A 13984-nucleotide genomic window follows, 5' to 3' on the forward strand; every position below is an offset into this window, starting at 1 on the left:
GTCAGGAGCTGGTGCCGCGTCGGCGGTGGGCGACGGCCCCGGCCGCGGCGGCCGCGACGAGGGCACCCGCACCGAGCGCGGCCGGTGCGACGTCGCCGGCGGTCGTGGCGCCGGCCGTGGCGCCCCCGCCGGTCTCGACGCCGCCCATCGGCACCGCCATCAGCTGACCGCGCACCGCTCCCGCCGAGTACTCGGCGGTGTGGGTGTCACCGAAGAAGGCCGCCGGGTTCTCCTCGATCTCGCGGACCGAGAACCCGGTGCCGGTGTCCTGGCCGTTCGCCATCACCCCGGTGGTGAACGGGCCCTGCAGGCAGCCGGAGCTGGTGCGGGTGTCGCCGTCGCCCTCGGGGTTCGGGAAGGCGATGCGCGGCGGACCCGCGGCACCCTCGGCGGCCTCGTGGATGTGCGTCGCGGTCCGCGCAGGGCTCATGTACTCACCGGTCACGCCGCTCAATGTGAGGTCGTAGCAGATGACGTCCTCGTCGGAGTTGATGCGGTAGTTGAAGGTGCCGGTGGCGCCCGGCTGCCCCGGGGCGGGCTGGCCGTTCGTGCCGATGACCATGTCGGGGGTCGCCATCGCGGTGAACATGCTGGTGAAGGTCTCGGGCTCGTCGACCTCGGCGTCGGCCGCGTAGGCCGCGCCCTCCGAGAAGAGGACCGCGCCGGCGGTCAGCACGGACAGGGCGGCGAGCTTCGGGAGTGCACGGTGCACGAGGGCCTCCTGGGGATGGGCGGATGTCCGGATCGCCCGTCTCTACGGAGCCCTCGGCGGCCGCGTTCACCGCGATCCGCCGCGGATTCCTCCCCGATGTCGGTGAACGCCCCCGGCCGGCGTCCCGTACCGACGGGAGTGACCCGTGCCGTCCCGCTCCGCGCCGCCCCGTCGCGCACACGCATCACGACGCGGTCACACCTCAACGATCACGATGCTCCGGACGTCGTAGCGCGCAGGGGGAACCGGGTGAGCGAGGCCGCAGGGATCGCGCGCGCGCCGGTGGACCTGCGCCGGACCGAGGACCTCGAGGCCGCCTACCGCGCCCACGCCGGCGAGCTGGAGCGCTTCGCGCTGCGGCAGCTGCGCGACCCGGGCGCCGCCTCGGACGTGGTGCAGGAGGTGTTCGTGCGGGCCTGGCGCCACGCCGACCGCTACGACGCGACGGTGGCCAGCCTGCGGGTGTGGCTGTTCACCATCGCCCGCAACGTGGTGATCGACCACGTCCGCCACGCGCGGAGCCGCCCGAGCACACCGACCTCGCCCGGCGACCTGTCGCTGGTGTCGGAGCGGTCCGTGCGCACGGGTCGGGACGACTTCAGCGACGACCTCGTCACGGCCTGGTTCATCGAGGAGGCCCTGACGAGACTGGGCGACGGCCAGCGCAGCGCCATCGTCGAGACCTCGGTGCGCGGCCGCCCGTACGCCGAGGTGGCCGAGGAGCAGGGTGTCCCCATCGGCACCCTGCGCAGCCGGGTCTTCTACGGCCTGAAGAACCTGCGGCAGATCATGGACGACATGGGAGTCCCCCTGTGACCACGACGCCCGACGGCCACGAGCGGCTGCGCGAGCAGCTCGGCGCCCACGCGCTCGGGCAGCTCGACGACGAGGAGCGCGCCGAGGTCGACGCCCACCTGCGCACCTGCGCGTCGTGCCGCGCCGAGCTCGCGGAGCTGGTGCCGCTCGCCGGGCCGCTGCGTCACGTCGACCCGGATGCCGCACGGACCGCGGGCGGGACCCCGCCGTCCCCCGACGGCTTCGCCGCGGTCCTCGACCGTCTCGGCGCCGACGACGAGCCGCGGGAGGCCCCCCGGTCCCGGCGCCGGGCCGCACCCCTGCTCGCGACGGCGGCCGTGGCGGCGGTGGTCGGGCTCGCCGGCGTGGGGATCGGCCTCGCGGTCGGCGCCGCGGGCGAGCCGCCCGTCGACTCGGTCGCGGTGCAGTCCCTCGACCCCGCGGTCCGCGCCACCGCGGGCACGATCGACCACACCTGGGGCGTCGAGATGGTGCTCACGGCGTCGGGGTTCGCCGAGGGGCAGACGTACGCCGTCACCGTCCTCGACCGCGCCGGACGCCCCGTCCCGGCGGGCGCGTTCCGCGGCACGGGCCCGGCCGAGATGGTGTGTCGGCTCAACTCCTCGGTGCTCCGGGACCAGGCCGGCGGCTTCGTCGTCACCGACGCCGAGGGCGACGAGGTGCTGCGTTCGCGCTTCGCCTGAGCGGGCACTCCGTGGTGAGACCCGGTTCGGGGACACCCCTCGAGCCCCGCGCAGGTGGAGCAACGGCCGTGTGGACCGGTGCAGTGCGCGACAGGGGCCCACCCCGCGCGGTGTCAAGCGCTAATCTGGACACGCTTCCGACGCCACCGCGATGACTGATTGAGGCGATTTCGAGTCGTGTCGAGTAGTAGCCCGACCGCCCAGTTCGGACCCAACGAGTGGCTGGTCGACGAGATGTACCAGCGCTACCTCGCCGACCCCTCCTCGGTCGACAAGGCGTGGCACGAGTTCTTCGCCGACTACGCCCCTGCCGACAGCCAGCCCGACGGCGCCGACCAGCAGGCCGACGATGCCGCCGACACGGCCGGTGACGGCGCCGCGCCCGCGTCGGCCGCCTCCGCGTCGGCCGCCTCCGCGTCGGCCGCCTCCGCGTCGGCCCCGGCCGACGGCAACGGGAAGGCATCCACGGGCTCCGCGTCGGCGTCGCAGGACGCCCCCCGCTCGTCGGCCAACGGCAGCGCGCCCGCCGGCAGCACCACCGGCACCGGCTCGCCGTCCGCCCCGTCGACCGACGGCGCGCGCACCACCTCCTCGCGCAGCGGCGAGACCCCGAGCAAGCCGCCGGCCGGCACCACGAGCCCCGCCAAGGCCGCCCAGCCCGGCGCGGGCGCCGACGCCGACCAGACGACGAAGCCGCTGCGCGGCGCCGCGAACGCGATCGCGAAGAACATGACCGCGTCGCTGCAGCTGCCCACCGCGACGAGCGTGCGCGCGGTGCCGGCGAAGCTGCTGGCCGACAACCGCATCGTCATCAACAACCACCTGCGGCGCTCGCGCGGCGGGAAGGTCTCGTTCACCCACCTGCTCGGGTACGCGATGGTCCGCGCCCTCGCGGACTTCCCGAACATGAACCGCCACTACGGGGAGGACGACAAGGGCAAGCCCGCCGTCGTCGACCCGGGGCACGTCAACCTCGGCCTGGCGATGGACCTGCCGGGCAAGGACGGCTCGCGCACGCTCGTCGTCGTCGCCCTCAAGGGCACCGAGAACATGAGCTTCGCGCAGTTCTGGGCCTCCTACGAGGAGATGGTGCGCAAGGCGCGCAACAACGCGCTGACCAGCGAGGACTTCTCCGGCGTCACGATCAGCCTGACCAACCCGGGCACGATCGGCACCAACCACTCGGTGCCGCGGCTGACCGTCGGCCAGGGCACGATCGTCGGCGTCGGCGCCATGGAGTACCCCGCCGAGTTCCAGGGGGCGAGCGAGGAGAAGCTCGCCGACATGGGCATCAGCAAGATCATCACGCTGACGTCCACGTACGACCACCGGATCATCCAGGGCGCCGAGTCCGGCGACTTCCTGCGGCGCATCCACCACCTCGTGCTCGGCGAGGACGGCTTCTACGACGACATCTTCGCGTCGCTGCGGATCCCCTACGAGCCGATCCGCTGGCGCCAGGACCTGCCGTCGTCGCAGATCGACCGCACCGCGCGGATCATCGAGCTGATCGACGCGTACCGGACGCGCGGCCACCTGATGGCCGACACCGACCCGCTGTCGCACCCGCAGCGCAAGCACCCCGACCTCGACATCGCGTCGCACGGGCTCACGCTGTGGGACCTCGACCGCGAGTTCCCCGTCGACGGCTTCGCCGGCCGCGGCTGCATGAAGCTGCGCGACGTCCTCGGGGTCCTGCGTGACTCGTACTGCCGCACCATCGGCATCGAGTACATGCACATCCTCGACCCCGAGAAGCGCGACTGGCTCCAGGAGCGCATCGAGCGCCCGCACGAGAAGGTGCCGGTCGCCGAGCAGAAGTACATCCTGTCCAAGCTCAACGCCGCCGAGGCGTTCGAGGCGTTCCTGCAGACCAAGTACGTCGGGCAGAAGCGCTTCTCGCTCGAGGGCGCCGAGACCGTCATCCCGCTGCTCGACGCCGTGCTCGACACGGCCGCGGCGCACGAGATGGACGAGGTCGTCGTCGGCATGCCCCACCGCGGGCGGCTCAACGTGCTGGCGAACATCGTCGGCAAGCCGGTGTCGCAGATCTTCCGCGAGTTCGAGGGCAACCTCGACCCGGGCCAGGCGCACGGCTCCGGCGACGTGAAGTACCACCTCGGCGCCGAGGGCAAGTTCTTCCGGATGTTCGGCGACGGCGAGACGACGGTGTCGCTGACGTCGAACCCCTCGCACCTCGAGGCCGTCGACCCCGTGATGCAGGGCATCGTGCGGGCCAAGCAGGACGTGCTGGACAAGGGGCCCGAGGGCTTCACCGTCCTGCCCGTCGCCCTGCACGGCGACGCCGCCTTCGCCGGCCAGGGCGTGGTCGCCGAGACGCTCAACCTCGCGCTGCTGCGCGGCTACCGCACCGGCGGCACGGTGCACGTGATCGTCAACAACCAGGTCGGCTTCACCACCGCGCCCGAGCACACCCGCTCGACGCACTACTGCACCGACGTGGCGAAGATGATCGACGCCCCGGTCTTCCACGTGAACGGCGACGACCCCGAGGCCTGCGTCTGGGTGGCGCGCCTCGCCGTCGAGTTCCGCCAGCGCTGGAACTCCGACGTCGTGATCGACATGATCTGCTACCGGCGCCGGGGCCACAACGAGGGCGACGACCCCTCGATGACCCAGCCGGAGATGTACGACGTCATCGACGCCAAGCGCTCGGTGCGCAAGACCTACACCGAGTCGCTCATCGGCCGCGGCGACATCTCGCTGGACGAGGCCGAGCACGCGCTGCGCGACTACGGCAGCCAGCTCGAGCACGTGTTCAACGAGGTCCGCGAGCTGGAGAAGGCCGACCCGGAGCCCAGCCCGTCGGTCGAGTGGGAGCAGGCCGTCCCCAACTCCCTGCAGACCGCGGTGCCGCTCGAGGTGATCCAGCGGATCGCCCGCGCGCACACCGAGCTGCCCGAGGGCTTCGCGGCGCACCCGCGCGTCAAGCCCGTCCTCGAGCGCCGCGGCAAGGCGGCGGCGACGGACACCGAGGAGGGCATCGACTGGGCGTACGCCGAGCTGCTCGCCTGGGGCTCGCTGCTCATCGACGGCAAGCTCGTGCGCCTGTCCGGCCAGGACTCCCGGCGCGGCACGTTCGTCCAGCGCCACTCGGTGATCATCGACCGCCACAACGGCGAGGAGTACGTCCCGCTGCGGAACCTCACCGCCGACCAGGGCAAGTTCATGCCCTACGACTCGGCGCTCTCGGAGTTCGCGGCGGTCGGCTTCGAGTACGGTTACTCGGTGGCGAACCACAACGCCCTGGTGCTGTGGGAGGCCCAGTTCGGCGACTTCGTCAACGGCGCGCAGTCGATCATCGACGAGTTCATCTCGTCCGGTGAGGCCAAGTGGGGCCAGACCTCCGACGTCGTGCTGCTCCTGCCGCACGGCCACGAGGGCCAGGGGCCGGACCACACCTCGGGGCGCATCGAGCGCTTCCTGCAGCTGTGCGCCGAGGGATCGATGACCGTCGCGGTGCCGTCGAGCCCGTCGAACTACTTCCACCTGCTGCGCCGCCACGCCATCGACGGCGTGCGCCGCCCGCTGGTCGTCTTCACCCCGAAGTCGATGCTGCGCAACAAGGCGGCCGTCAGCCCGGTGGAGGACTTCACCCACGGCGGCTACCGGCCGATCCTGGACGACCCGGCGTTCGCGAGCGGCGACACCGACGGCGTCTCGCGCGTCCTGCTGTGCGCCGGCAAGCTCTACTACGAGCTGGTCGCCGCCCGCGAGAAGGCGGGCCGCACGAACGACATCGCGATCGTGCGGATGGAGCAGCTCTACCCGCTGGCCACCGAGGAGCTCACGGCCGTCCTCGACCGCTACCCGAACGCGGACGACGTCCGTTGGGTGCAGGAGGAGCCGGCCAACCAGGGCGCCTGGCCGTTCCTGGGTCTGTGGCTGCCGGAGCGCATGAACGGCCGCCTGCCCCACCTCAAGCGCGTCTCCCGCCGCCGCATGGCCGCCCCGGCCGCCGGCGTCGCCAAGGTGCACGAGGTGGAGCAGAAGGCGCTCATCGCCGAGGCGCTGGGCGACTAGTGGCTGCCGACTAGGGCCGCGCGTGTACTTCACGGACCGCGGGATCGAGGAGCTCGAGGACCGACGGGGCGAGGAGGAGGTCAGCCTGGCCTGGCTGGCCGACCGCCTCCGCGCGTTCGTCGACGCCCACCCCGAGCACGCGGGCGCCGCCGACCGCTTCGCGACGTTCCTGGCGCGCGACGACAGCGACGACGAGTAGCGACGACGAGTAGGTCGCCCGCAGCGAGATCAGCCCAGGCCGAACTCGCGCAACTTGCGGTAGAGCGTGGTCCGCCCGATCCCCAGTGCTCGGGCCGCCCTGCTGCGGTTGCCTCCGGCGGCGTGCAGCGCATCGAGCACGGCGTCGCGCTCGGCGCGCTCCAGCAGTCCCGGCGTCCGGCGGCGGATGCGCAGCTCGTCGGGCATGTGGGCGGGCTCGACGACATCGCCGCGCGCCCGGCGGGCCAGTGCGACCACCGTGGTCCGGAGCTCGGCGACGTCGCCCGGCCAGTGCCAGGCGGTCAGGAGGTCCCAGCTCGCCGGTGCGAGCCGGGTCGCGCGCTCCGGGTGCGGGAGGTCGGCGAGGATCGACCGCACGAGCGCGGGTAGGTGCTCGCGGCTCTGCGCGAGGGTGGGGAGCCGGACGACGGCGGCGTGCCGGCGGATCACCCCCAGGACGGCGTCGTCCACGTGGTCCTCGTCGTAGGTGATCAGGAGCGGCCCGCCTGCCTCGGCGATCGCCGTCAGCGCGGAGAGATCGCCTCCCCGGAGGGCCTGGGCGCGCCGGACGAGCACGCCGCGCGCGGCGGCTTCGCCGGCCGCCGGCCACTCCGCCCGGTCTCCGGACGCGTCGATGACCAGCGGATGGACCGCGCCTCGTGAGCGCAGGACGCGCAGGCCGGTGTGGCGTTTACCGGCGCCGTCAGCACCGGTCACCGCGACGTGCTCGCCCTGGCGCACCGCCTCGCGGAGCCGGCGGTCGACGTCGGGGACGTGGTGCAGTCGCTCGTGGTCCGAGCCGGCTCCGGTCGGCGACCCGCGAGGGACCGCATGCGCCGCCCCGGGCCGGCCCGGGGCCGGGAGGAGGCGCACGCTGAACCCGACCCGCCCGCGGTCCCGGATCGGCTCGACGACCGCCTCCCGCGGCCCGTCGGGAAACGGGACCGCCATCCGCCGCGGCCGGTCCGGCCCGTGCTCGACGAGGAACCGCCACAGCAGCGGGTGGAGGTCGGGGCCGGCGTGGACGAGTCCCTGGCGGTTGGCCAGCACCGTGTCCTCGTCGACCACGAAAGCCCCTTCCGCGGCGCGGTCGACGGCCAGGTAGGAGCGGACGAGGCGGCGCCGCCGCTCCCCCGCCTCGTCGAGCAGCCGCTCCTCGATCTGCCGTCCGATGTCGGTGGTCATCGCGGCCATCAGTGGATGCACGTCGCGTACCGCGCAGGCCAGCGAGAACGATCCGAGCATCCGGCCGGTGGCGGGCTCGAAGATCGGGGTGCCTGCACAGGTGAGGTCGTCGAGACGGGGGTTGTAGTGCTCGGGTCCGCGCACGAGCACCGGCCGACGTTCGACGAGGACGGTGCCGAGACCGTTCGTGCCCACCGCACGCTCGGAGAAGTCGAAGCCCTCGGCGGCGCTCGCCCGGTCCATGGCGGAGCGCTGGCGCCGGTCCTCGGCGTGCCGCACGACGATGCAGCCGCTCGCGTCGGACAGCACCATCGCCACCGGGACGTCGACGAAGCTGTCCCGCAAGCGGGCCAGGACCGGGCCCGCGGCCCGTGACAGCACGGACGAGACGTCGTCCGGCTCGCGGTACGGGATGTGCTCCGGATCGGCCGGGACGCCCTCGCCCACGCACCTCCGCCAGCTGGTCTCGATGTGCGACGGCACCCCGGCGTGCCCCGGAGGCACAACGAGGACACCCTCGTCGACCAGCGCCTCCCGGCTGCGGCGCGTCCGCAGCGTCTGGGCCGACGTCATGGTCGGACGCTCGCGCATCTCGTGTCGACGCATCGTCGCCTCGTCGGATCGCTGGACAGACCCCGTTCCACCGTGCCTCACGTCACACCGTCGACGCCAGCCGGTCGGGCCGTGTAAGTCGCACGGCCGCTGTTCCGGATCGGCACACCTCCCGCGGCCCGATGCCGTGGACAGTCCCCGACACGCGTCAGCAACGCCGCGAGGAGACACACGATGACGGACACGACAGCCACGACGAGCTCCGAGAGGGCGAGCACCGGCGGCTCGGCGGAGTCGGACGCGCTGCGCGCGCTCTACGCCGACTGGACCACGATCATCACCGAGACACCCGGGCTGACCACACGGTTGTTCCGCAGCATCTTCGACGAGTGGCACAAGCCCACCCGCGAGCCCGAGGACGTCACCTACGCCGAGGAGACCATCGGTGGGGTACCGGGGATCTGGGTCCTGCCGATCGGCGCGGACCGCACCCAGGTCCTCGTCTACACCCACGGCGGCGGGTTCGCCGTGGGCTCGGCGTCGAGCCACCGCAAGCTCGCCGGTCACGTCGCGAGGGCGCTCGGCGTGACCGCGTTCGTGCTGGACTACCGGCGCGCGCCGGAGCATCCCCACCCGGCGCAGGTCGAGGACGGCGTCGCCGCCGTCGTGGCGCTGGTCAAGCGCGGCTTCCGGCCGGAGGACATCACCACCATCGGCGACTCGGCCGGGGGCAACCTCGCGGTCGCGATCCCGCTGGCGCTGCGCGAGCAGGGCCGGCCGCTGCCGGGACGGGTGATCGCGTTCTCGCCGTGGCTCGACATGGAGAACACCGGGGAGAGCCTGGTGACCAACGCCGCCACCGACGCGCTCGTCAGCGTTCCCCTGCTCGAGAGCATGATCGCGGGCGTCCTCGCCGACGGCCGGATCGACCCGCGGACGCCGTTGGCGAACCCGCTGCACGCCGACCTCGCCGGGCTCCCGCGTCTCTACGTCAACGCCGGCGACGCGGAGACCCTGCGCGACGACGCCGTGCGGCTGGCTGCCCGCGCCGAGGCGGCCGGCGTGGACGTGACCCTCTCGGTCGTCGACGACATGCAGCACGTCTTCCCGTGCCTCGCCGGCACCGCGGCCGAGGCCGACGACGAGATCGCCGCCCTCGCGGCCTGGTACCGCCGCTGATCGCCCTCGCGCCACCGAAGGAGAGCCATGAGCACCGACCTCACACCGGACCTCGACGCGATCGTGATCGGCGCCGGGTTCGGCGGCATCTACATGTTGCACAAGCTGCGTGACCAACTCGGCCTGAAGGCCCGCGCCCTCGAGAAGGGCGGCGGGGTCGGGGGCACCTGGTACTTCAACCGGTACCCGGGCGCGAAGTCCGACACCGAAGGATTCGTCTACCGCTACTCCTTCGACGACGACCTGCTCGCCGAGTGGGACTGGAGCACGCGCTACCTCGACCAGCCCGACGTCCTCGCCTACCTCGAGCACGTCGTCGAGCGCTTCGACCTCGCTCGCGACATCCAGCTCGACACCGAGGTGACCGCGGCCGAGTTCGACGAGGACGCCTCCGTCTGGCGCGTGACCACCGGCGCTGGTGAGCATATGACCAGCCGCTACCTCGTCACCGCGCTCGGCCTGCTCGCGAAGAGCAACATCCCCGACATCCTCGGGCGCGACGAGTTCGCCGGAACGCTCGTGCACACCAACGCGTGGCCCGAGGACCTCGACCTCCGGGACAGGCGCGTCGGCGTGATCGGCACCGGTTCCACGGGGACCCAGTTCATCGTGGCGGCCGCGCCGACGGCCGAGCACCTGACCGTGTTCCAGCGCTCGCCGCAGTACATCGTCCCGTCGGGCAACGGCCCGGTCGATCAGTCCGAGGTCGACGCGACCAAGGAGAACTTCGGCGCCATCTGGGAGCAGGTACGAGGGTCCGTGGTCGCGTTCGGTTTCGAGGAGAGCGGCGTCGAGGCCATGAGCGTGTCCGCCGAGGAGCGCGAGCGGGTGTTCCAGGAGAACTGGGACAAGGGCAACGGCTTCCGGTTCATGTTCGGCACCTTCTGCGACATCGCCACCGATCCGGACGCCAACGCCGCCGCGGCCGCCTTCATCCGCTCGAAGATCGCCGAGATCGTCGAGGACCCGGAGACGGCCCGCAAGCTCACGCCGACCGATCTGTACGCCACACGACCGCTGTGCAACGAGGGCTACTACGAGACCTTCAACCGCGACGACGTCACGCTGGTCTCGATCACGGAGAACCCGATCGAGAGGATCACCCCACGGGGCGTCCGGACCGCCGACGGCGTCGAGCACGAGCTGGACGTCCTCGTGTTCGCGACCGGCTTCGACGCCGTCGACGGCAACTACCGGGCCATGAACCTGCGTGGGCGGGGCGGGAAGCACATCGACGACCACTGGGCAGCCGGTCCGACCAGCTACCTGGGCCTCTCGGTGGCCGACTTCCCCAACATGTTCATGATCCTCGGACCGAACGGGCCGTTCACGAACCTCCCGCCGAGCATCGAGGCCCAGGTCGACTGGATCGGCGAGCTCGTGCGGCAGGCCGAGGAGTCGGCGTCGAGCACGGTCGAGCCGACCAAGGACGCCGAGGACCGCTGGACCGCGACGTGTCGGGAGATCGCCGACACGACGCTCTTCCCGCAGCGCGACTCGTGGATCTTCGGGGCGAACATCCCGGGCAAGCAGAACGCCGTCATGTTCTACATGGCCGGTCACGCCGCCTACCGCCAGCAGCTCGCCGACGTCGCCGACGCCGGGTACGAGGGGTTCACGCTGACCCGCACCCCGGAGCGAACGGGGAGCTCGCGCGCGTAGACGGCTCGGCCGTCACGTGGGCTGGGTGATGGACCTGCCGACGAGCAGCAGCACGATCAGGAGAGCGATGACCACCTCCACTGGCACGCAGAGGTGGTCATCGCGCCCCTGATCGTCGCGACGTCCCTGGTCCACGGCCGCGAACGGGGAGTTTGCGCGCGTAGAAGCAGCGAACCGCTCGTTCGCTGCAACGCCTGCAGCACTCAGACGGCGTCGACCCGGTAGGACTCCTCGTAGCGCAGCACCGGGAGCAGCGAGGGCTCGCTCGCCCCGGGGTCGGCGGCGCAGGCGTCGAGCGCCGCGTGCAGGCCCGCCGCGTCGAGCCCGACGCCGAGGAACACGAGCCGGGCGCCGGCGACGTCGACGGACCGGGGCGCCGGTCGCACCCGAATCGCCGTTCCCACCGTCTGCACGACGAACGGGGCGGCGCCGGGGAACCGCACGACACCTTTCGACCGGAAGACCCCGGTCGGGCCCGCCTCGAGGAACGCCGCGAACCGTGCCGGGTCCAGCGGGGCGTCCCGGTCGACCGCGACGCTCTCCCAGGCGGCGTGCGCGTGCTCGGCGCCGGCGTCCTCGCGCAGCAGCGCGTCGAACGACAACTGACCCGACCGCGGCGGGCCACGGCGGGCCGGCGGGTCGACGAGCAGCGCCGGGTCGAGGGCCCCGCGCACCACGGGGAGCACGGGGCCGGGCGCGATCGCCCGCAGGGAGGCGAGCAGCGGGGCGGGGTCGTCGACGCGGTCGACCTGGTTGAGCACCACGAGGTCGGCGAACCGGACCGCAGGGTCGGGCTCGTCCACGGAGGCCACAGCACCCCCAGCCGCGTCGACCACCACCACCAGCCCGCCGTACGCCGCGTGCCGTGCCTCGCCCCCGACGGCGTCGAGCAGCAGGCGCACGAGCTCGCGGGGCTCCGCGAGGCCGCTGGCCTCCACGACGACGAGGTCGAGGCGGGCGGCCGGGGCCGTCAGCTCGGCGAGGAGCCCCGCGAGGCCGTTGGCGTCGGTGGTGCAGCACAGGCACCCGTCGGCCAGCGACGTCACGACGCTGGCCTGCCCGGCGACGAGCATCGCGTCGATCCCGATCGCCCCGAAGTCGTTGACGACGACGCCGATCCGGACACCGTCGGCACGGCGCAGCAGGTGGTTGACCAGCGTCGACTTGCCGGCTCCGAGATGACCGGCGACCAGCACCACAGGGACGCGACGGGGCACGCCGACCACCCTGACACAGGGCCGACGGGCCCCGGACCTCGGAGCGAACGGGGAGTTCGCGCGCCTAGAAGCAGCGAACCGCTCGTTCGCTCCGGGGGGCAGGGGCTACCGGATGCCGGCGGAGTTCAGCCAGTCGCGGGCGACGGTCTGCGGGTCGGGGCGGTCCGGGCCGGCGAGGCGCTGGTTGAGCTGGGTCAGCTGGGTGGTGTCCATGGCAGCCGAGATCTGGTTGAGCGTGTCGGTGACGCGCGGGTCGGAGGACTTGGCGCGGTTGACCAGCGGCACGACGTTCTGGGCGGCGAAGTTCGACCGCGGGTCCTCGAGCACCACGAAGTCGTTCTCGGGGATCGACGCGTCGGTGGTGAACAGGTCCGCCGCCTGCACGGTGCCGTCGCGCAGCGCCGCCACGGTGAGCGGGCCACCGGCGTCGAGGGCCCGGAACTCCTTGAAGGTGCAGTTGTAGAGCCGCTGCAGGCCCGGGACGCCGTAGGCGCGCTGCTGGAACTCGGGCGGGCCCCCGAAGGAGACCGTCGGGCACAGGGGCGCGAGGTCCTCGATCGAGCGCAGGTTGTTCTGCGTCGCGAAGGCCCGCGTGACGACGACCGCGTCCTTGTCCTCGGCGGGGCTCTGCTGCAGGAGCTGGAGCTGGGGCGGCAGCTTGGAGGAGACCTGCTGGTAGACCTGGTCCGACGCCGTGGCCGTGGTCTGCGGGTCGAGGAACTGCAGCAGGTTGCCGGTGTAGTCGGGCACCAGGTCGATCTCACCGCGCTCGACGGCGGGGTAGTACGTCTCGCGGCTGCCGATGCCGAAGCGGCGCTCGACCGTGACGCCCTTGCCCTCGAGGGCCGTCGCGTAGATCTCGGCGATCAGCCGGTTCTCGGTGAAGTTCGCCGAGCCGATGCGGACCGTGCCCTGGGCAGAAGGTCCGGCGGGGGCGGTGGCGAGCGGGTCGGAGCCGCCGCCGCAGCCGGCGAGCAGCGCGCCGGCGGCCAGCACGGCCCCGACCAACAGGGCACGCGGGGATCGGATCACGGGGAGGCCTCTCTGGTGGTGACGGTGTGAGGTGTGCGGCGCAGCCGCGCGCGGTCGGGGCCGGGCGTGACGAGGCGCCCGAGGCCCTGCAGGACGAGCTCGACGACGATCGAGAGCACGGCGACGACGAGGGCGCCGCCGAGCACCTGCGGGTAGTCGCGGACCGAGAAGCCGTCGAGGATGTAGCGCCCGAGACCACCGAGGCCGACGTAGGCGGCGATGGTGGCGGTGGCGATGACCTGCAGCGTCGCGAACCGCACCCCGCCGAGCACGAGGGGCACGGCCGAGGGCACCTCGACCTGCAGGAGGATCTGGGACTCGCGCATCCCCATCCCGCGGGCGGCGTCGACCGCGCCCGGGTCCGCCCCGGCGACGCCGGAGTAGGCGCCGGCGAGCATCGGGGGGATCGCGAGCAGGACGAGGGCGAGCGTCGGCGGCAGCAGCCCGAGACCCAGCAGCAGCACGAAGAGCACGAGGACGCCGAGCTCCGGCAGCGCGCGCAGGCCGTTCGCCACGCCGACGACCGCGAGCTCGCCGCGCCGGGTGTGCCCGATGAGCGCACCGAGCGGCAGGGCGATGACGGCGGCGATGACGACGGCCAGCACGGTGTAGCCGAGGTGCTCGAGCACCCGCGCCGGGATGGCGTTCGGCCCGCTCCACTGCGCCGGAGCGGAGAACCACTCGAGGAGTCGACCCAGCACCCT

General features: G+C 72.7%; 11 protein-coding genes. 6 read left to right on the forward strand and 5 right to left on the reverse strand.

Features of this window, described 5'->3' with window-relative positions; translation table 11 throughout:
• Position 1 precedes the first annotated feature (1 nt).
• On the reverse strand, positions 2 to 712 hold the full coding sequence (locus OG774_RS12430) for a CHRD domain-containing protein (RefSeq protein WP_328309824.1): 711 nt from the start codon (positions 710 to 712) through the stop codon (positions 2 to 4).
• A 249-nt stretch (positions 713 to 961) separates the two neighbouring features.
• Here OG774_RS12430 and OG774_RS12435 point away from each other — a divergent pair, with 249 nt between their 5' ends.
• From OG774_RS12435 to OG774_RS12450, 4 genes are all read left to right on the forward strand, one after another.
• Positions 962 to 1528, forward strand: coding sequence for a sigma-70 family RNA polymerase sigma factor (locus OG774_RS12435; RefSeq protein ID WP_328309826.1), 567 nt, complete (start codon positions 962 to 964; stop codon positions 1526 to 1528).
• On the forward strand, positions 1525 to 2211 hold the full coding sequence (locus OG774_RS12440; protein ID WP_328309828.1) for a zf-HC2 domain-containing protein: 687 nt from the start codon (positions 1525 to 1527) through the stop codon (positions 2209 to 2211). The genes OG774_RS12435 and OG774_RS12440 overlap by 4 nt, the downstream gene beginning before the upstream one ends.
• Before the next feature lie 177 nt (positions 2212 to 2388).
• Positions 2389 to 6255 (forward strand): multifunctional oxoglutarate decarboxylase/oxoglutarate dehydrogenase thiamine pyrophosphate-binding subunit/dihydrolipoyllysine-residue succinyltransferase subunit, encoded by a 3867-nt coding sequence (locus OG774_RS12445; protein WP_328309830.1) that lies wholly within the window; start codon positions 2389 to 2391, stop codon positions 6253 to 6255.
• A 22-nt stretch (positions 6256 to 6277) separates the two neighbouring features.
• Positions 6278 to 6454, forward strand: a complete 177-nt coding sequence (locus OG774_RS12450) for a DUF6104 family protein (protein ID WP_274191560.1) — start codon at positions 6278 to 6280, stop codon at positions 6452 to 6454.
• Positions 6455 to 6483: 29 nt separating this feature from the next.
• Here OG774_RS12450 and OG774_RS12455 read toward each other — a convergent pair whose 3' ends face one another.
• On the reverse strand, positions 6484 to 8211 hold the full coding sequence (locus OG774_RS12455) for a sigma-54-dependent Fis family transcriptional regulator (RefSeq protein WP_328309833.1): 1728 nt from the start codon (positions 8209 to 8211) through the stop codon (positions 6484 to 6486).
• 213 nt (positions 8212 to 8424) lie between these two features.
• Between OG774_RS12455 and OG774_RS12460 the strand changes: the two genes are divergently transcribed.
• Both OG774_RS12460 and OG774_RS12465 read left to right on the forward strand, forming a co-directional pair.
• Positions 8425 to 9369, forward strand: coding sequence for an alpha/beta hydrolase (locus OG774_RS12460; RefSeq protein ID WP_328309835.1), 945 nt, complete (start codon positions 8425 to 8427; stop codon positions 9367 to 9369).
• A 27-nt stretch (positions 9370 to 9396) separates the two neighbouring features.
• A complete protein-coding gene (locus OG774_RS12465; protein WP_328309837.1) occupies positions 9397 to 11031 on the forward strand; it encodes a flavin-containing monooxygenase in 1635 nt (544 codons plus the stop codon).
• Between the two features lie 203 nt (positions 11032 to 11234).
• Here the strand turns inward: OG774_RS12465 and OG774_RS12470 are convergent, their stop codons facing one another.
• The 3 genes from OG774_RS12470 to OG774_RS12480 form a co-directional block, all read right to left on the reverse strand.
• Positions 11235 to 12248: a CobW family GTP-binding protein gene (locus OG774_RS12470; protein WP_328309839.1), complete on the reverse strand. Its 1014-nt coding sequence runs from the start codon at positions 12246 to 12248 to the stop codon at positions 11235 to 11237.
• 105 nt (positions 12249 to 12353) lie between these two features.
• Entirely contained in the window at positions 12354 to 13280 is a 927-nt protein-coding gene (locus tag OG774_RS12475) for an ABC transporter substrate-binding protein (protein ID WP_328309841.1), read from the reverse strand.
• Positions 13277 to 13981, reverse strand: coding sequence for an ABC transporter permease (locus OG774_RS12480; RefSeq protein ID WP_328309843.1), 705 nt, complete (start codon positions 13979 to 13981; stop codon positions 13277 to 13279). The genes OG774_RS12475 and OG774_RS12480 overlap by 4 nt, the downstream gene beginning before the upstream one ends.
• Positions 13982 to 13984: the final 3 nt, after the last annotated feature.

The sequence above is a fragment of the Actinomycetospora sp. NBC_00405 genome, from assembly GCF_036044095.1.
GTDB lineage: Bacteria > Actinomycetota > Actinomycetes > Mycobacteriales > Pseudonocardiaceae > Actinomycetospora > Actinomycetospora callitridis.

What these genes read in the sequence shown, in the direction of transcription:
- OG774_RS12455 (WP_328309833.1), bottom strand. Translation starts at nt 8,211, where the DNA reads ATGACGTCGGCCCAGACGCTGCGGACGCGCCGCAGCCGGGAGGCGCTG.
- OG774_RS12460 (WP_328309835.1), top strand. Translation starts at nt 8,425, where the DNA reads ATGACGGACACGACAGCCACGACGAGCTCCGAGAGGGCGAGCACCGGC.
- OG774_RS12465 (WP_328309837.1), top strand. Translation starts at nt 9,397, where the DNA reads ATGAGCACCGACCTCACACCGGACCTCGACGCGATCGTGATCGGCGCC.